The organism is Saccharothrix stipae (assembly GCF_054781895.1).
This window is the reverse complement of the sequence record NZ_BAAGTN010000022.1, coordinates 1-18,044: the sequence shown is the minus strand read 5'-3', so window position 1 is coordinate 18,044 and position 18,044 is coordinate 1. Positions and strand designations below refer to the sequence as shown.

Annotated in this window: 17 protein-coding genes; 8 read left to right on the top strand and 9 right to left on the bottom strand. The window is 73.8% G+C overall.

The genetic code is table 11. The features are described 5' to 3' along the window. Positions 1-109: 109 nt before the first annotated feature. Both ACYVLT_RS35085 and bla read right to left on the bottom strand, forming a co-directional pair. Complete coding sequence (locus ACYVLT_RS35085) at positions 110-682, bottom strand: D-alanyl-D-alanine carboxypeptidase family protein (RefSeq protein ID WP_461124464.1); 573 nt, start codon at positions 680-682, stop codon at positions 110-112. Then, positions 682-1,626, bottom strand: coding sequence for a class A beta-lactamase (bla, locus tag ACYVLT_RS35080; RefSeq protein WP_461124463.1), 945 nt, complete (start codon positions 1,624-1,626; stop codon positions 682-684). Before bla ends, ACYVLT_RS35085 begins: the two co-directional genes overlap by 1 nt. An 82-nt stretch (positions 1,627-1,708) precedes the next feature. Between bla and ACYVLT_RS35075 the strand changes: the two genes are divergently transcribed. Both ACYVLT_RS35075 and ACYVLT_RS35070 read left to right on the top strand, forming a co-directional pair. Continuing rightward, entirely contained in the window at positions 1,709-2,590 is an 882-nt protein-coding gene (locus tag ACYVLT_RS35075; RefSeq protein WP_461124462.1) for a LysR family transcriptional regulator, read from the top strand. Continuing rightward, complete coding sequence (locus ACYVLT_RS35070) at positions 2,587-3,486, top strand: serine hydrolase (protein ID WP_461124461.1); 900 nt, start codon at positions 2,587-2,589, stop codon at positions 3,484-3,486. Before ACYVLT_RS35075 ends, ACYVLT_RS35070 begins: the two co-directional genes overlap by 4 nt. A gap of 103 nt (positions 3,487-3,589) precedes the next feature. Here the strand turns inward: ACYVLT_RS35070 and ACYVLT_RS35065 are convergent, their stop codons facing one another. Continuing rightward, a complete protein-coding gene (locus ACYVLT_RS35065) occupies positions 3,590-4,756 on the bottom strand; it encodes an MFS transporter (protein ID WP_461124637.1) in 1,167 nt (388 codons plus the stop codon). Between the two features lie 30 nt (positions 4,757-4,786). Beyond that, the gene (locus ACYVLT_RS35060; RefSeq protein WP_461124460.1) at positions 4,787-5,356 is read right to left on the bottom strand and encodes a sigma-70 family RNA polymerase sigma factor; all 570 of its coding nucleotides are present in this window, start codon (positions 5,354-5,356) and stop codon (positions 4,787-4,789) included. A 63-nt stretch (positions 5,357-5,419) separates the two neighbouring features. Between ACYVLT_RS35060 and ACYVLT_RS35055 the strand changes: the two genes are divergently transcribed. Next, positions 5,420-6,139 carry a zf-HC2 domain-containing protein gene (locus ACYVLT_RS35055; RefSeq protein ID WP_461124459.1) on the top strand — a complete coding sequence of 240 codons (720 nt, stop codon included), beginning with the start codon at positions 5,420-5,422 and terminating at the stop codon, positions 6,137-6,139. Positions 6,140-6,150: 11 nt separating this feature from the next. Here ACYVLT_RS35055 and ACYVLT_RS35050 read toward each other — a convergent pair whose 3' ends face one another. From ACYVLT_RS35050 to ACYVLT_RS35040, 3 genes are all read right to left on the bottom strand, one after another. Further along, positions 6,151-7,332: an ATP-grasp domain-containing protein gene (locus tag ACYVLT_RS35050; protein WP_461124458.1), complete on the bottom strand. Its 1,182-nt coding sequence runs from the start codon at positions 7,330-7,332 to the stop codon at positions 6,151-6,153. Continuing rightward, positions 7,329-8,381: a cysteine synthase family protein gene (locus tag ACYVLT_RS35045; RefSeq protein WP_461124457.1), complete on the bottom strand. Its 1,053-nt coding sequence runs from the start codon at positions 8,379-8,381 to the stop codon at positions 7,329-7,331. The genes ACYVLT_RS35050 and ACYVLT_RS35045 overlap by 4 nt, the downstream gene beginning before the upstream one ends. Positions 8,382-8,563: 182 nt before the next feature. Further along, complete coding sequence (locus ACYVLT_RS35040; protein ID WP_461124456.1) at positions 8,564-9,733, bottom strand: PucR family transcriptional regulator; 1,170 nt, start codon at positions 9,731-9,733, stop codon at positions 8,564-8,566. A gap of 280 nt (positions 9,734-10,013) precedes the next feature. On the opposite strand from ACYVLT_RS35040, the gene ACYVLT_RS35035 reads away from it, so the two are divergent. The 3 genes from ACYVLT_RS35035 (at position 10,014) to ACYVLT_RS35025 (ending at position 12,864) form a co-directional block, all read left to right on the top strand. Further along, positions 10,014-11,240 carry a YncE family protein gene (locus tag ACYVLT_RS35035; protein WP_461124636.1) on the top strand — a complete coding sequence of 409 codons (1,227 nt, stop codon included), beginning with the start codon at positions 10,014-10,016 and terminating at the stop codon, positions 11,238-11,240. Between the two features lie 107 nt (positions 11,241-11,347). Beyond that, a complete protein-coding gene (locus tag ACYVLT_RS35030) occupies positions 11,348-11,959 on the top strand; it encodes a cyclodeaminase/cyclohydrolase family protein (RefSeq protein WP_461124455.1) in 612 nt (203 codons plus the stop codon). Further along, positions 11,956-12,864: a bifunctional methylenetetrahydrofolate dehydrogenase/methenyltetrahydrofolate cyclohydrolase gene (locus tag ACYVLT_RS35025; RefSeq protein ID WP_461124454.1), complete on the top strand. Its 909-nt coding sequence runs from the start codon at positions 11,956-11,958 to the stop codon at positions 12,862-12,864. Before ACYVLT_RS35030 ends, ACYVLT_RS35025 begins: the two co-directional genes overlap by 4 nt. A 33-nt stretch (positions 12,865-12,897) precedes the next feature. Here the strand turns inward: ACYVLT_RS35025 and ACYVLT_RS35020 are convergent, their stop codons facing one another. Next, positions 12,898-14,031: a hypothetical protein gene (locus ACYVLT_RS35020; protein WP_461124453.1), complete on the bottom strand. Its 1,134-nt coding sequence runs from the start codon at positions 14,029-14,031 to the stop codon at positions 12,898-12,900. A 281-nt stretch (positions 14,032-14,312) separates the two neighbouring features. Between ACYVLT_RS35020 and ACYVLT_RS35015 the strand changes: the two genes are divergently transcribed. Both ACYVLT_RS35015 and ACYVLT_RS35010 read left to right on the top strand, forming a co-directional pair. Beyond that, positions 14,313-14,861, top strand: a complete 549-nt coding sequence (locus ACYVLT_RS35015; protein ID WP_461124452.1) for a hemerythrin domain-containing protein — start codon at positions 14,313-14,315, stop codon at positions 14,859-14,861. Between the two features lie 164 nt (positions 14,862-15,025). Next, positions 15,026-15,967, top strand: coding sequence for a DUF3048 domain-containing protein (locus ACYVLT_RS35010; RefSeq protein WP_461124451.1), 942 nt, complete (start codon positions 15,026-15,028; stop codon positions 15,965-15,967). Between the two features lie 19 nt (positions 15,968-15,986). Here the strand turns inward: ACYVLT_RS35010 and ACYVLT_RS35005 are convergent, their stop codons facing one another. Then, a complete protein-coding gene (locus tag ACYVLT_RS35005; RefSeq protein ID WP_461124450.1) occupies positions 15,987-17,843 on the bottom strand; it encodes a cellulase family glycosylhydrolase in 1,857 nt (618 codons plus the stop codon). Between the last annotated feature and the right edge of the window lie 201 nt (positions 17,844-18,044).

The following is an 18,044-nucleotide window of genomic DNA, read 5'->3' as shown; positions in this document are numbered from 1 at the left end:
CGCCGTTCAGGTGCAGTACGGGTGCCACCCGCGCCGGTCGACAAACAACCGCCATCCCTCCGGGTGTGCCTCGCGGTGCTCCAGGCGACGGTCCCGTGGGCCTCGGCGCTCAGCCGCCGTTGGCGCTGGGCAGCATCACCGGGCAGCCCGCGGTGGCGTAGCCCGGGTCGTACTCGAAGTGCCACTCCTCGTTCAGGTAGCGGCGGCACCAGCCCAGCGCGGGTCCGTGCCGCTGCACCCAGGCCGCCGACTCCAGCGGTTGCACGTCCACCGCGATGCCCTTGACGTGCATCGACTTGTCCGGCGGCAGGACGTATCGCGCGGCCAGCTCCTCGGTGCCGAACCGCCGCACCGCGTCCTCGAACTCCCGCCGCTGCTGGCCGGTGCTGCGCTTGCCGTCGTTCAGGCACAGCCCGACCCCCTGCCCGCCCGCGGCGGCGTCGAGCCGTTGCCACGCGGCCAGCACGTCCGGGCGCAGGCCGTCCGGCTGCTCGTCGACGTACCGGCCGTCCAGCGGACAGGGCGGCCCGGTCTCCGGACCCGGGACCTCCTCGACGATCGCCACCGGTCGGCCGGTGACGGGGTGGTGGACGAGGACCAGCCGGCCCGTCGCGCCCAGCGCCCCGGCCGAGGCGACGGCCAGCAGCAGCGCGACCAGCACGCCGATCACGGTGCGTCGCATCAGGCCAGGGTCTCCACGACGTACGCGGCCGCCTCGGCGAGCAGCGCCTGGTCGTACTTCGCGTCCGCGGCGGCCTTGCTGGACATGATCGAGAGCACCAGCGGCGCGGCGTCCGGGGGCCACACGACGGCGATGTCGTTGACCGTGCCGTAGTCGCCGGTACCGGTCTTGTCGGCCACGGTCCACCCCCGCGGCACGCCGGCCCGGACGCGGAGGGCGCCCGCCTTGGTCGCGTTGCGTTCGAGCAGGTCGCGCAGGAAGGCGCGCTTCTCGGGCGCCAGGGCGTCGCCGAGCACGATCTGCCGGTAGTCGGCGCCGATGGCGCGGGGCGAGGTCGTGTCGCGGAGGTCGTCGGGCACGGCGGTGGTGAGGTCCGGCTCGACCCGGTCCGACCGCGTGACGGTGTCGCCGAGGTCGCGCGCGTACGCGGTCAGCCCGGCCGGGCCGCCGAGCTCGCGCAGCAGCAGGTTGCCGGCCGTGCCGTCGCTGTGGCGGACCGCCGCGTCGCACACCTGCCGGATCGTCATACCGGTCGCCACGTGCTGCCTCGTGATGGCCGAGCTCGCCATCAGGTCATTCTCGGTGTACCGCACGACGGTGTCCAAGTGGGACAGCGGGTTGCGGTGCAGCACCGCCGCGGCCGCCAACCCCTTGAACGTCGAGCAGAACGCGAACCGCTCGTCCGCCCGGTGCGCGATGGTGGCACCGGTGCCGGTGGCCACCGCGTACACGCCCAGTCGTGCGTCGAACTTCCGTTCCAACTCGATCAGGTGATCGTGCGACACGACGGGAGGCGTGGTGGTGACGGGAGGAGTGGTCGTGACGACCGGTTCGGACGACGGCGCGGGCGCCGCCTCCGGCTCTTGGGCGCAGGCCGCCAGCGGGAGGAGCGCGACCGCGCCCAGGAACGCGCGACGGCTGGTGGTTCGGTACGGCGGTGTCACGGAAGAGAGCTTCACAGGCGACCGCGGATGCTGTCCAAGACACGAACGCGCCCATCGATGCCGATCTGGCATAGTCGGGCCGGTGGACGTGGTCGAGGCGTGCAAGGCGTTCGTGGCCGTCAGCGGGCACGGCAGCTTCACCGTCGGCGCCGCCGCCGCGCGGATACCGCAGTCCGTGGCGAGCAGGCGCATCGCGGCGCTGGAGAAGCACTTCGGGGCCCGGCTGTTCACCCGTACGTCCCGCAGCGTGGCGCTGACGCCGTTCGGCCGGGAGGTGCTGGCGTCGGCGCGGCGGCTGGTCGAGCTCGCCGAGGCGATGGAGCACGACGCCGAGCGCGCCAAGCTGCGCCCGTTCCGGCTGGCCGTGCCCGAGATCTGCGCGCCTCGCCCACTGGCCCGGCTCGTCTCCGACGCCCGCCGCCACGACCTCGACCTCGACCCGCGCCCGGCCGGGCCGGTCGACCGGGTCGAGCTGGCCCGGGCCCTGGACGTGCGGGCCGCGCTGGTCGCCGTGCCGCCGGACGAGGGCGCGTGGCGGGTGCCGTTGGGCCTGGCCGGTCACGCCGACCCGGGCACCGGCGCCGCGGTCTACGTGGAGACCCTGCGCGCGGGCCGGGCCGACCGCGACGCCCGCCGACGACGGATCCGGATCCAGCCGGAGGACGACGTGCCGCACGTCCGCGACCGCGTCACCCGGCTGCGTGACGCCGTCGGCCTGCAACCGGCCCAGGTGGTCGTGGCGGCCTCGCTGGTCGCCGCCGCGGCCGAGGTGCTCGGCTCGACCGACCTCCTGCTCTGCTCACCGCGCCAGGCCGAGGAGCTCGGCCTGCACTGGCGGCCGATCGGCGAGCTGGACCTGGCCCGCGGCTACGACGTCACGGCCGGGCTGCGCGAGGACGCCGACCGGATCCGCGACCTCCCGCCCGCCGCGATCGGCCGATGCCTGGGCGGTGACGGTTCGTGACGGGCACGACCAAGGTCCTGCGTGACGCGCGGGCCGCGCTGGACGACGCCGGTCTGCGCGGCTCGTTCCTCGTGCGCGACCTGGACACCGGTGACGAGCTCGGCATCGACGCGGACCTGGAGTACCCGGTCGCGTCGCTGGTGAAGGTGCCGCTCGCGGTCGCCACCCTGGAACGCGTCGAGCGCGGTGAACTCGACGCCTCGACCCCGGTCGTCGTGCCGCCCGACCGGGTCGCCGCGCCGGGTCCGATCGGGCTGCCCAAGTTCCGCCACCCGGCCACGATCGCCGTGGACGACCTGCTCTACCTGAGCGTCGCGATCAGCGACAGCACGGCCGCGGACGCCCTGTTCGCGCTGACCCCGCCCGCGGCCGTCGCCGCCGAGCTGCGCCGGCTCGGCTGCGCCGGCATCGCGGTGCGCCACCTCATGCGCGACCTCGTCGACACGCCCGCCGAGCGGTTCACCCCGGCGGAGGGCCACCTCGCCCACTCGCTGGCCATCGCGGCGGCCACCGAGGGACGTGGGCACCCGGTGACCCAGCTGGACATCAGCCGTGCGAACGCCGGTTCCGCCCGCGCGTTCGTGGACCTGCTCCAGGGCCTGTGGCGACCGACGACGATCCGGCCCGCGGTCGCCGCGCGGGTCCGGGAACTGATGGGGGACAACGCGCTGCGCCACCGGCTCGCGCCCGACTTCAGCTCGGACGCGTCCCGCTGGTCGTCCAAGACCGGCACGCTGCTCAACCTCCGGCACGAGGTCGGGGTGGTGGAGCACGCCGACGGCCAGGCGTTCGCCGTCGCCGCGCTCACCGAGTCCCGCGTGCCCGCAGTCGTGCAGCCCGGGGCGGAGGCGCTGATGGCACACGTCGCCCGTACGTTGCGCGACCAGTTGCGCTGAGCCGGCGGAATGTGGGCGCGGGCCGGGTCCGAGGAAGTCGTGAGCGCCGGGTCGGCGGAAGTCGTGTGACGGCTGACCCGGCGGAAGTCGGGGCGCGGGCCGGTCAGCGGAAGTCGCGTGCGGACGGCACGAGCGCGGCGGCGGCCGGTGCGGCGAAGCAGACCACCGCGCACACCGCGAGGACGGTGCCCGCGCCGAACCCGTCGATCGCCGGCGCGATCAGGGCCAGGCCGACCGGCGCCAGGCCGTAGGACAGCAGGAAGTCCAGGGACGACACCCGCGCCAGCACCGACGGCTCCACCTCCCGTTGGGTGGCCGTGAACCAGGGCACGTTGAACAGCTCGATCCCCGCGCCCGCCACCACGTACGCGGCGATCACGAACACCGCGTGCACGGGCAGCAGCAAGGTCAACGGCACGAACCCGTAGCACGCCAACCCCGCCAGCGCGGTCCAGCCCTGCGCCCCGGAACCCCGCCGTGCGGCGATGACCGCGCCACCCAGCGCGCCCACCGTGTACGCGGTCATGGCGGCGGCGAGCACCGCCCCCGTGCCGTAGCGGTCGCGGCTCACCAGCGGCAGCACGACACCCGTCGCGGAGTAGCCCGTGGCGATCACCGCGGTCAATGCGCCTAACCCGGCCACGAACCACGGGTGCCGCCGGGCCTCACGGATGCCCTCGACGAACTCGGCCACGAACCGCCGACGGGCCACCGGGACGACGACCCCACCCGCGGGCGGGATCACCGCGGCGCCCAACCACAGCACCGCCGTCCCGACGATCAGCGTCGGCGTGTCCACGACCAGCGCCAGCAACGCGGTCAGGCTCGGCGCCACCAACGTGGTGACCCGCACCGCCAAGGTCATCGCCGCGTTGGCCCGCCGCCGCCGGTCCTCGGCCACGACCTCCGCCGTGAGCGCCTGGAACGCCGGCCGGCACGCGCCCTGCCCCGCCCCGACCGCGGCCGCCGCCACGGCCATCAGCACGACCGACCGCCCCAACCCGACCGCGATCAGCGGCGTGGCGAGGCCCGCGACCAGACCGGCCCACAGCACGACCCGCCGCCGGGGGTGCCGGTCGGCCAGCACACCGGCGATCGGCACCGCGACCAGGAACCCGACCGTCCGGGCGGCCAGCACGACTCCCAGCTCGACCGCGGTCATCGACCGCTCCAGCACCGCGAACGCGAGCACGAACGGCAACGCCCAGGTGGCCAACCCGGACGCGGTCGTCCCGGTCCACAACCGCAGGAACGCCGCGCTCCGCAGCAGGGTCGTGCCCGGTCCGGGGTGCACGGACGCTCAGCCGACCTCGGTGGCGCCCGACCGGCCGGTCGCCCGCACGAGGTCTTCACGCGCCCGCGCGACCCGCGACCGGATCGTGCCGATCGGACAGCCCGCGACCTCGGCGGCCTCCGCGTAGGACAGACCCAGTACCTGGGTGAGCACCAAGGCCTCCCGGCGGTCCGGGTCCAGCGCGTCCAGCAGCATGGTCAGCTCGACGGTGCCCTCGAAGCCGGACTCGACCGGACGCCGGTCCGCCTCGCGCTCCCAGTCCGCGCCGGACGAGAGCCGCGGCCGTGACCGCGCCATGCGGACCTGGTCGACCACCACCCGGCGGGCGATCGACAGCAGCCAGGTGCGGGCCGACGAACGCCCGGCGAACCGGCGCAGGCTCACCAGGGCACGCGCGTAGGTCTCCTGGGCGAGGTCGTCGGCCACGCCGACGTCGGCGAGGTGGGCGATGAACCGCCACACGTCCCGTTGCGTGGCCCGCACGAACCGCTCCAGCGCGTCCCGGTCGCCGGACCGGGCCCGCAACGCCCAGCGCGTCACCTCGTCATCGGGGTCGGTCACGTTGGGGAAGCTCACGATTCCGGATCGTAACCACAAGGTGCCGGGAACCGGTGCGCCGAATGGAGCGACTACTGGGACGTGGACTGCCGAACCTGCCGCGAAGCGCTGTCCGCGCGCCTCGACGGCGAAGCCGAGCCCGTACCCGCCGCCGAGGTGGACGCGCACGTCGAGCAGTGCGCGGACTGCTCGGCGTGGCTCGTCCGGGCGCAGGCGCTGACCAGGACGATCCGGGTGCGCCCGGCCGAGCCGGCGCCGGACCTCGTCGCCGCGGTGCTGGCGGACGTGCCGCCGCGCCACGTCGCCCTGGTGCCGCGCCTGGCGCTGGCGGCGGTCGCGATCACCCAGCTGTGGCTGGCGCTGGCGCAACTCCTGGCCGGCGCCACGTCGCCGGCGCACGGCGAGGGCATCGCCGGGCACCTGTTCAACGAGGGCGCGGCGTGGAACCTGGCGTTGGGCATCGGCCTGCTCGTGGCGGCCGTGCACGCCCACCGCGCCGCCGGACTGCTGCCCACGCTCGGCGGGTTCGTCGCGGTGCTGGCCGCGTTCTCCGTGCACGACCTGCTGACCGGCACGGCGACGACGGCGCGCGTGCTGTCCCACCTGCCCTTGGCGGCCGGCCTGGTGCTGCTGTACCTGGTCCACCGCGCGCACCGGGACCAGCCGACGCCGGGCACGCCGGCCCAGCACGACCACGACGAGCACGACGGCACGGGCGAGTCCGACGACGAGCGTCCACCGCGGGCGGACAAGCGCCGTCGGGGCGGCCTGAGGCCGACGGCGCACCGCCGTGCGGCCTGACGCCCGCCGGATCACGACACGACCGGCGTGATCGCGCCCGCGGCGGCCAGCGCCCGGTGGAGGGCCAGTTCGGCGGTCGGGCCCTCGGCGAGCACGATCCCGGTGCACGACCGCTGGTCGGTGAGGTGCTCGACCACGTCACCGGGGCTCGCGGTCGGGTACCACTCCGGCGAGCCGGGCAGGCCCGTCACCCGGTCGAGCCCCGACCACCCGGTCAGCACACCGGCCCGACCGGGGTAGGCGAGCACGAACGCCACCCCGGTGCCGGGCTTGAGCGGTTCGGTGAGCAACGCCGGTTCCTCGTCCAAGGCGATCGACACCATCGCGTCGTAGACGTTGGTGTCCAGCGACCGGCACAGCGCCTCGCCCACGAGCGCGCCGCCGATTCGCGCGTTGACCTCGACCACCTCGGGGCCGTCGGCGGTCAGCACGAACTCGGTGTGCGCGAACCCGCGTTCGTGCCCGGCGGCGGTCAGCACCCGCTCGATCCACCGGCCCAGCTCGGCGAGGTCGGCGGCGGGGAACGCGACCGGGAACGCGGCGGCCTCCTCCCGCCGCACGGGCTCGGGGGAGAGCTGGCGGCTCAGCACGCCCAGCAGCCGGGTGCGGCCGGCCCACGTGACGGTCTCGGCGCTGTAGAGCGGACCGGCGAAGTACGGCTCGGCGATCAGCCGACCCTTGAGCGGCGTGCGTTCGGCCTCCCGCAGCGCGGCGTCCAGCTCGGCCCGGGTGCGGACCAGCCACACGCCGCGCGAGGACGTGCCCGCGGCGTCCTTGACCACCAACGGGAACCCGTCCGCCGAGCCGGGGTCGACGGGTCCGCTCCGGCTCAGCCCGTGCTCGTGCAGCAACGCCCGGACCGCGCCCTTGTCCCGCAGCACGAGCACCGCCTCCACCGCCGGTCCCGGCAGGCCGAGGCGCCGCGCCAGCTCCGCGCCCGGGACCGCCCACGTGTCGGTGGAGCTGATCAGCCCGGCCAGGTCCGGCATCCCGCGCACGGCCGCTTCGCACGCCGTGACATCGGTCGTGTCGATGTCGACGACGCGCACGCGGTCCGGGCCGAGGCCGGCCAGCTCGTGGGCGTAGATGGACCGGTCGCCGGTGAGCAGGCACAGGTCGTGGCCCGCGTCCTCGGCGGCGTCGGCGAGCCGGCCGAGGCCGAAGGTGAGCGCTTCCAGCAGCACGATGGTCACGGCACGGGGTCCTTCCGGCGTTCCTGCAGGGGGACGAGCGTTTGCCGGGCCCAGTCCATCGCGGCCCACGGTGGCGTGAGGTCGTCCAGCGAGGCGATCTCCACCGGCTTGAGCAACGCCGGGTCGAGGGCCTCGCGGTGGCGGGTGAACACCCGCGCCGCGTAGCGGTGGCCGGTGTCCGCGCCGATCACGACGTGCGTGCGGTCGGGGTCGCGTTCGGCTTCCCAACGCGCGGCGAGGTGCGCCGCGCCGGTGGACAGGCCCGCGAACACCGCGTGGTCGCGCAGCAGGCCGACGGTGGCGGCCATGGCGTGCTGGAAGTCCAGCCAGTGCACGCGGTCGTACAGCTCGTGGTGCACGTTGGCGAACGGGATGGCGCTGCCGATGCCCGCGATGATGGCGTCGGGGTCGGTGAACCGCTCGCTGCCGAACGTGACGCTGCCGAACGGTTGCACGCCCACCAACCGCACCAGCGGGTCGTGCTCGCGCAACGACCGGGTGAGGCCGCCGGTGGACGCGCCGGTGCCGACGCTGCCGACCACGGCCAGCGGCTCACCCGGCAGCGCGCGGCGCAGCAGGTCGGCCAACTCCGCGTACCCGAGGTGGTGCACGGGGTCGTGGTACTGGCGCATCCAGTGCAGGTCCGGGTCGCGGGCCAGCAGCTCGCGCACCCGGGCGACCCGGCGGTTCTGGTCCAGCCGCAGGTCGTCCGACGGTGGCATCTGGTCCACCGTGACGCCCAGCACCTCCAGCTGGGCGCGGATCGTGTCGTCCACGGTGGTGGAGGCGACGATGTGGCAGCGCAGCCCGTGCCGGTGGCAGGCCATCGCCAGCGCCAGCGCGTAGATGCCGCTGGAGCTGTCCACCAGGGTCTGTCCCCTGTGGACGGTCCCGGTGTCGAGGAGGTGCCCGACCGCGCCCAGCGCGGCGTACACCTTGAGCGTCTCGAACCGGATCAGCACGGTGTTGGGCGAGAGCCGGACGAGCGAGGGCGTCTTGAGCGCGTCGGTGATGTGGTCGTGCACGGGTAAGCCGACCTGGTCGAGCACCGCCCTCACCGCCCGGTCGGACGCGGGTGGGTGGCCGGCGGCAGGGCGGTGGTGCGCGTCAGGGTCATAGGTGGATCCCCTCGTACTCCGGCCGGTTACCGGTTCGCCCCAGTGGTCGGTCGGGATCCCCGTGCGGTTCCCGGGTCGACCATTTCTATAACTTCAGTGTTGATCGAAGTCGGCTATCGGCGGGGCGGCCGGTGGTCGAGCCAGGTCCGCAACGCCCACCAGTGGCGCAGGGTGCCCAGGACGGTGGGGTCGTCGGCGCTGTCGTCCCACGGCGTGCCGGTGACCTCGGCCAGCCGGTCGAGCCGGTACCGGACCGTGTTGGGGTGCACGTGCAGCGCGGCGGCGGCGTGGCCGAGGCGTTGGCCGTGGTCCAGGTAGACCAGGGCGGTGCCGACAAGTTCGCGGTGGAAGTCGTCGTCGTGGTCGAGCCCGGCGAGCGTGCCGCGCAGCAGGTCGGCGAGCACCGGTTGGGCGGCCAGCGCGACCTCGCCGGACAGGTCGGTGAGGCCGCGCAGGCCGCGCGTCCCGGCCCGGCCGGCGATCCGCAGTGCCGCCACGCACAACGGGTGGACGTCGCGCATGAGCGCGAGCCCGGTGGCGGGGGCGGCCACGAGCAGCACGTCCGGTGCGAGGTCGGCGGGGGTCGGTGGGCGCGCGGACAGCCCGGTCAGGCGTCCCTCGACCAGCCCGTAGACGCCGCCGTGCTCGCGCAGGCGTTGTTCCAGCGCACGCGCCCGGTCGGGTTGCGCCACGTCGGAGACCAGGCAGTGGTAGGGCTGGTCGGAGGACAGGCCCGCGCGCCGCAACTCCTCGGGTTGGGGTGGCGGGCCGTCGCCGTGCAGGAGCAACCGCCGCAGGAGGTGGGTGTCGGCGTCCCGGTTGGTGCGGGACAGTTCGAGTTCGGCGGTGTGGTAGCCGTTGATGACGTGCCGTTCGAGGGCGCCGGTGTAGCGGTCGAGGTCGACCATCCCCTCCAGGAGCGCCTCGTCGGGCACGCCCGCGTCCCGGCTGCGCGCGATGGCGATCCGCATCGCCAGGGTGCGGCCCGCCTGGACGCCGCGCAGCAGGCCGTCGATGGAGATGCCCTGGGCCGCGCGGTCCGCGCCCAGCGCCTCGGCGGCCCGGAAGTCCTGGGCCGCGGGCTCGGTGGACCGCTCGAAGAAGTCGAGCCCGGTGGCCAGCAGGACCTCGACGTGGCGGCGGTTCTCCGCTTCCGGCAGCCGGGCCACCTCGGGTGAGTGGCCGCGGGCGGCGCGGACCAGTGCGTCGACCACGTCGCGATCGGTCGCCATGGCCCTGAGCACCTGCCCGAGCAGGCGACCCCGGTCGTGTGCCGCCGACACCGGCCCTCCTCCCGCCGCGACGTTGTGGCAGTGGCATAACGAGCACCGGGCTCGTTGGGCATCGGCCCCTACCGCGTGCGGACCGCGAGCCGGTATCTATTGCCTACTGAACGGTAACAGCCCGGTCGGACTCGGTGGCCCGCGAGTTCGCCGTAGTGGCGTGGCCGAATCGAACCCTGCACGGATGTGACGATTCCGCATCCGGTTTGGAGCTGTCGTGGACAAGAAATCCGTTTCGAAGGGGCGGAAGCGCGGCGGCCGCACGCGGCTGCTCGGCGTCCTGGCCACCTGCGCCCTGGTCGCCACCGTCGCACCGGCCGCGGCCGGTGCGCCTGCCGCCGCGCCGCCTGCGGGTGCGGCGCTGCGCGAGGTCATGTTCGTCGGCAACAACTGGGACGGCACGGCCGACGTGATCGCGTCCAGTGGCGATTTCGCGCGGATCGGCCGGGTGAACATCATCCCGGACCGCTCGGAGCGGCTGTGGGAGATCTACCTGAACCCGATCAAGCTCGCGTTCTTCCTCGGCATCCGGTCGGGCCCCGGTGAGGGTCACGACCAGTTCGTCGACGACATGTACACCACGCCGGACGGCCGTGCCGTGGTCGCCTCACGGCCCAGCTTCGCCGACGTGGTGTCCATCGATCTGGCCACCGGTCGGGTGAACTGGCGCTTCCCGGTGTCGGGTTTCCGCTCCGACCACATGGCCGTGTCGCCCGACGGGCGCCGGGTGGCGGTGTCGGCTTCCACGTCCAACACGGTGCACGTGCTGGACATCGAGAGCGGTCGTCAGGTCGGCTCGTTCGCCACCGGCGACAAGCCGCACGAGAACGTGTTCACCGACGGCGGCCGGTACCTGTGGAACTCCTCGATCGGCGAGGTCAACACCGCGCTGGACGACCCGGCGTTCGACTTCACCAAGGGCGACCGCCGCATCACCGTGGTGGACACGGCGACGTTCCGGCAGGTCGAGGTGATCGACATGCGGGCGCGGTTGGACGCCTTCGGCCGGTCGGACCTGTCGGACTCGGTGCGGCCCGTGGCGTTCACGCCCGACGAGTCGAAGCTGTACTTCCAGGTGTCGTTCTTCAACGGGTTGGTGGAGTACGACGTCGCCGCGGACCGCGTGACGCGGGTCAAGGAGCTGCCCAAGAACCCGGCCACGAGCGAGGACCGCACGACCTGGGTCAACGACTCGCGCCACCACGGCATGTCGATGAGCCCGGCCGGTGACAAGCTGTGCGTCGCGGGGACCATGGACGACTACGCGGTGGTCGTCGACCGGGCGAGCCTGCGTGAGGGTGCGCTCGTGCCGGCGGCCAAGCCCTACTGGGCGACCGTGAGCGGTGACGGGCGCAGTTGCGTGATCTCGGAGAGCGGGTCGGACCAGGTGACCGCGATCGACTTCGCCACCGGCCGCAAGGTGGTCTCGGTACCGGTCGGCGACCACCCGCAGCGGGTGCGCCTCGGGCACGTTCCGACGGGCTGGACCGGCCCTTCGGTCGGCTGATCCGCGCGGGCGGCGGTGGTCGGCGACCCGTCGACCACCGCTGTCCCGGGTGCCGGGGTGGCGCACGCGGGGTGGCAGCCGGCGGCGGGGGGAGCGATGATCTTCGGGTGACACCCGGCCTGTGGGACCTGAGTTCGGCCGACCTGCGCGCGCGGACGGCGAGTGCCGATCCCACCCCCGGTGGCGGATCGGTCGCCGCGGTCACGGCGGCGTTCGGTGGCGCGTTGGTGCTCATGGCCTTGGAGATCACCGCCCGACGCGATCCGACCCCTGCGGTCGAGGACGCGCTCGCGACGGGCAGGGCGCTGGTCGACCGGCTCGGTTCCGCCGCCGACCGCGACGTCGAGCTGTTCGAGGACTACCTCCGGGCGCGCCGGCTGCCGCGGTCCACCGACGAGGAACGCGCCGCGCGGCGGGCGGCGGTGGCGGCGGCCTCGGCGGCGGCCACGGAAGGTCCCCTGACCGCCGCCGGCGACGCCGTGCGGGCGCTGGAGTGGGCGTTCTCCGTGCTGCCCGTCGTCAGTGCCCCGGTGGTCAGCGACGTCCGGGCCGGCGCCGACCTCCTGCTGGGCTCCGTCCTGGCCACCCTGCGCGGAGCCGAGGCCAACGTGGCGCTGATGGGTGCCGACGACCCGGCGGCGCACGCGTTCGGCGTCCGACTGCTAGCCGTTCGACGCGCCGCCGCGGCCGCGCACACCCGCATCGAGGAGCACCGATGACCGCCCGCACCATCGACCCGGCCGACCTGGCCGAGTCCATCCGCGCCGAGATCCGCGCCGACCTCGCGGCGCTACCGCAACGCCTCACCGTCGTCGGCTTCCTCGTCGACGGGGACCGGCCCGCGCGCACCTACGCCGAGTACACCCGGCGGGCGTGCGCCGAGGTCGGCATCGACTTCGACCTGCGCACACCCCGTGCCGACGACGTCGAGAACGCCGTGCGCGACGCGGGTGCGGACGACGGGGTGCACGGCGTGTTCGTCTACTACCCGGTCCGCGACCCCGAGCGCGACCGCTGGCTGCGCGAGCTGGTCGACCCGCGCAAGGACGTCGAGGGCCTGCACTCGTTCTGGAGCCGCTGCCTCTACGAGAACCGGCGCTTCATCGACGACGCGGGCACGCGCCGGGCCGTGCTGCCGTGCACGCCGCTGGCGGTGATGAAGCTGCTGGGCGAGGCGGGCGCGTTCCGCGGCGACGGCGACACCCCGTTGGCGTCGGTGAAGGCCTGCGTGTTCAACCGCAGCGAGATCGTCGGGCGCCCGCTGGCCGCCATGCTCGCCAACGACGGCGCCGAGGTGACGTCGTTCGACGTCGCCGGAGCCCTGGCGTTCCGGCACGCGGCCGGGATCCAGGGCCACCACGTGGACGCCGTCGACGTCGACCGCGCGACCGCCCTGGCCGAGGCGGACGTCGTGGTCACCGGCGTGCCGTCACGGGACTTCCCGCTGGTCCGGGCGGACGAGATCAAACCCGGCGCGGTGTGCCTGAACTTCTCCACGATGAAGAACTTCGCCGACGACGTGGTGGACCGCGCCTCGGTCTTCGTGCCCCGGGTCGGCTCGATGACGGTGACCATGGCGATGCGCAACGCCGTCCGCCTCTACCGCAACGCGCGGACCGGCTGACCGGGTCCCGGGTGGCCCGGGACCCGGCGACGGTCAGCGAACGGGGGTGTTCGCGACCGGGGTCCAGCGGACGCCCTTCACCGAGCCGTCCGCGGTGCTGCTCCGGCCGACCACGACACCGTGGTTGTTCATCGCCACGGGCATGCTGTAGTCGCCGCCCAGCGAGTCCAGGTAGGTGACCCGGCCGTTGCGCCAGACGAACGTGCGGGTCACCGAGTAGTCCGGCGTCGAGGTGTGCCCGACCACCTCGCCCCGCTCGTTGATCGCGACCGCCGACGACGGCGCGGGCACGTCGAGGTGGACCTGCTTGCCGCCGGCGGGCCACAGCACCGCGCGGCTGGTGCCGCTCGCGTCCACCACCCAGCCGACCGCGTCACCGCGCTCGTTGAGCGACTGCTCGCCGTGGGCGAGCCGGCCGGTCTCGGACAGCACGGTCAGCTCGTCGCCCTCCCAGCGCAGCGCCACCATGCCCCGGTTGCCGACGACGACACCGTTCTCGTTGATCGCCTCCGGGTCGTACGGCCCGTAGCCGGGACCGGACGCCAGCTTGGTGCAGCCGCCCTCGGTGCAGCGCACCGCGGCGAACTCCTGGAGGGTGGCCGACGAGTAGTTCCCGGCCACGACACCGGCGTCGTTGATCGCGTACGCCGACACGTACTCGTTGGTCAACGGCAGGTCCACGTGCCGCGTGCCGTCCCAGACGGTGGCGCGCTGCGGTCCCCGGGCGGACGTGGCGTAGGACATCGGCACGCGGCCGCTCTCGTTGATCGCCTGGGACAGCGCCCACGCCGCACCGGGCGGCAGGATGGAGCGCCGCTCACCGCCGAACCACGTCCACGGCCGCTGCGTGTCCTGGATGCCGTCGCTGTCCAGGCCGAGCACCTGGCCGTGTTGGTTGATCGCCCCGGCCACCCCGGGACCGAGGTCGGTCACCCCGCCGCGCGGAGACCACAGGACGGCGTGCGCCCGAGCGTCGCCCTGGGCGCTGCCGACGACCTGGCCCAGGTCGTTGACACCGGTCGGGTGGTGACTGGCGTAACCGGGCAGGCCGGGCAGTTCGGCGACGACCGCGGTCGGCGTGACGTCGGCGATCGCCGACGGCGCGGCCGCCAGGGACAGGCTGGTCGCGAGGGCCACCACGGCCAGCGACGCGCGTAACTCGGGCATGATCGCTCCATTGCGAGGATGTCCTGCGGGAATGGTTCTGGATCGATCCGAACCGTAACCCCGGCACACCCGCGGCGGCGTCGGCCGGACAGCGCAACGAGCCGGGAAACCCCTGCGCCTGAAGGCGGACGCCCGCCGCCGTGGCGGCATCCCGGTCGGATGAATTGGCGGACAACGGTGTCGCGGTGCGCCGGAGGAATTCGTTTCCATCACCACGTCCGCGCGAAAACGGGTACTGCAAGGGCTCGTTTCGCGGTTCGACCGGCGGGTAATCCGTCGCCATGAGCGAACAAGAAGACGTGGTCGGGCTGCTGGTCCGGCAGCACGGCGAGCTGCGCGCGCTGTTCGACGAGGTGCAGACCGCGAAGGGCAGCGAGCGCATCGACGCGTTCCACCGGTTGGTCCGGCTGCTCGCGGTGCACGAGACCGCCGAGGAGGAGATCGTGCACCCGGCCGCGCGGCGCGGCGAGGGCGGTGACGCGATCGTCGACGCCCGGGTCGCCGAGGAGCGGCGGGCCAAGGAACTGCTGGTCACGATGGACAAGATCGGCGTGGAGGCGGAGGGGTTCGACACGCTGTTGGCGCAGCTGCGCGAGGACGTGCTGGCCCACGCCGAGCACGAGGAGCGCGACGAGTTCCCCCGGCTGCGCGAGCAGTACGACGACGACCGGCTGCGGGCGATGGCGAAGGCCGTGCGCGCCGCCGAGATGATCGCTCCCACCCGTCCGCACCCCGGCATCGAGTCGCCCGCCGCGGCCATGCTGCTCGGCCCACCGGTGGCGTTGTTCGACCGGGCCCGCGACCTGGTTCGCGACGCACTGCGCAAGTGAGCACCTCCCGCCGCCCGTTGGCCGCCGCGTGACGCTGGGGCGACACCCTGCCGCCATCGCGTGATGCGTGAAGACCTTCCGCCGAGCCGCGAACGCCCTGGTGCCGGGGGCGTGCGCGGGCGGATGATGGGGGTGGTCGGGCGCTTCCGCAGGAGGTGGGTCCGATGGGTTCGCGGCAGAAGGTCGCCCTCGGTGTCCTCGCGATCCTGGTGGTCCTGGCCGGGATCATCGGCGCGGTGGTGCTGCGGCTCGGCGACGACGGCTCGGGCGGCGCCGTCGCGACGAGCTCGGCCGGGCCGGTCCTGCCCGGTGCGCTCGTGGTCAAGGTCGACAACGCGCCGGCCGCCCGCCCGCAGACCGGGATCGGCACGGCCGACGTGGTCTACGTCGAGCCCGTCGAGGGCGGCGTCACCCGGTTCGCGGCGGTGTACCTCGGCGAGGTGCCCGCGGTCGTCGGGCCCGTGCGCAGCGCCCGCGAGACGGACCTGGAACTGCTCGCGCAGTACGGCACGCCCGTGCTCGCGTTCTCCGGCTCCGCGCCGGAACTCGCCCCGCTGCTCGACCAGGCCCGGCTGACCAGGGCGTCACCGCAGGAGGCCGGCTCGGCCTACACCCGTGACGGGAACCGGCAGGCGCCGCACAACCTCTACGTCCACCCCGAGGGCCTGCCCGACCCCGAACCCGGTGGCCGCGCGCCGTCGGTCGGGCCGGCGCCCGCCGGTGGTCGACCCACCTCGACGTGGTCGGTCGACTACCCCGCGGCGGCGTTCGACCTGGCGTGGTCGGCGATCGGGGGCGGTTGGGCGATCTCGGTCGACGGCGTCCCGCTGGTGGCGACCGACTCCGGCGCGGTGGAGGCGGCCAACGTGGTCGTGCAACGGGTGCCGATGCGGGCGGGCCGGTTCGTGGAGGACGCGTCGGGCGCCGTGTCGCCGGTGGCCGGGACGGTCGGCTCCGGACCGGCGGCCGTGCTGCGGGACGGCGTCGTGTTCGAGGGCAGCTGGTCGCGCCCGACCCCCGACGAGCCGACCGGGTTCGCCACCGCCGACGGCGCCGACCTGCCCCTCGCGCCCGGTCGGACGTGGGTGTTCCTCGTCCCGATGTGACCGATGGGACCGATGTGAGCTAGCGGAAGGTCGCCGCGACCCATGCGGCCAGCTCGGCCCGTGCCGCGGCCACCGACCCGGTCGACGCGCCGTTGGCCACCAGGGCGAAGTGCGGCCCGGAGTCCCTTGTGGACAGCAGCAGCCGGTGCACCCCCGACGCGCCCGGTTCCGGCGCGACGGCCACCGGCTCGGCGCCGGTGTAGGCGGGCGGCCCGGTGACGGTCGCGAGGTCGCTCACCACCGTGGTCGACGCGGGCGGGAACGACGACGGCAGGTGCAGCTCCGTCGGCGCCGCGACACCGTTGCCACGCCACACCAGCACGCCGAACTGCCCCGTGCCGACCAACGCGCGCACCGCGGGCATCGACTCCGGGATCCGGTTCCACGACAACACCGTGCCGCCGTCCCGGGCGCGTTCCTCGTAGGTGAACGCCGCCGCGCGGCCCGCCACGGCACGCGGGAACAACCGGTCGACCACCCGGCCCTCCACCGTGAGCACGTGGTTCCCGCCGTCGTCGACGCGCACGGCGGAGAAGTGCTCGTCGTTCATCGCGTCGCCCTCGGTGCGGACCTTGTCCGGGTTGCCGTTCATCAACTCGTGGTGCCGCCCGTAGTTCACGTCCCAGTGCCACTGGCTGCCCGACAGCACCGGGCCGGACCCCGCCGCGTCCGCCCACCACCGGGCACCGGGCAGCCGGGAGTCCAGCGCCTGGTACATCGCCTTGAGCACGGTGGGGTTCTTGTCCGAGGTGAACCCGGCGACCGGGTGCCCGAACTCCGACACGATCGCCGCCGTGCCCAGCGCGGCCGCCCGATCGCGGATCCTGGCGAAGTCCGCGCTGTACTCGCCGTCGCCCGCCTTGCCCGGCTTCAGCAGCCCCGACTGGGCCTTGCCGTCGTAGAAGTGCGAGTTGAACACGAAGCGGTCGCCGAGGGTCGGCACGGCCGGGAACCCACCCGGCTCGGCGAAGAAGTCCACGTTCTGGTTCCAGAACACCAGCGGCTCCACGAACGCGGGCTTGTCGGCCCAGCCCGCCTCGTCCATCCGCTGCCGGAACTGACGGTAGAACGGCATGAGCAGGTCGCGTTCCCAGGCGACGCCGTCCTGACCCGGGTCGTACCGCCCGGCGTAGGGCTCGTTGAGCGGGTTGACGCCGAGCACCAACCGGAACGCGTCGGCCGGCAGCGCGGACCTCAGGTGCCGCATCGCCTCGCCCGCCTGGTGGAGGAACTCGTCGCGGACGCGGATCGGCCCGGCCGAGGTGGTCACCTCGCGGTTGTGCCAGAAGTCGTGCACCGCGGCGGTGACCGCGTTGTTGTTCTTCATGTTCTGGCCCCAGTGCACGCAGATCCCGCACGACTCCTTCGGGTAACCGCCCGCGCGCACCACCCACTCCGGCGCGCCGTCGCCGGTGTACCAGCTGTCGCGGTTGAACAGGTAGCGCGAGTAGAGGTCCTGGTGGAAGTCGACGTAGACCCGGACGCCCTGGTCGGTGAAGGCGCGCACCTGCTCGGCGACGCGGTCGAGGTAGGCGTGGTCGATCCGGCGCGGCTCCGGCTCGACCCAGGCCCACGTGACGAGGAAGCGCACCGCGTTCGCACCGGTCATCCGCCGCATCGCCACCGCGGAGGACCGCGCGTCCGCCGTGCTCGCGAACGGCAGGCCGCGGTGCTCGGCGAGCTTGGCGGTGCCGGACACGTTGAACCCGCGCAACACCACCTCCCGGCCGTGCTGGTCGCGCAACGCCCCGTCGGCCACCACGACGGTGGAGTCGTCGAACCACAACGCGTTCGGCGCGGCCGCGACGGGTGTCGTCAGCGACGCCAACAGGAGCACGACCACGAACACCATGCGCTTCACCACGTCCGCCCCCACACCGAAAGTGAACGAGTTTCGCGTTAAGCGTATCGGAACGCGGGCGTCGCACAAGTGCGCCGAGCCGGAGGGGCCGGGTTAGGCTCGCCCGGTGATCCCGCACGACCCGCAGACCCCGGGCGGTGACCAGGAGGCATCGCTCCGGCCGCAGTCGTTGATGTTGAGCTTCCTGGGCATCCACGTGCTCAACCGCGACCTCGC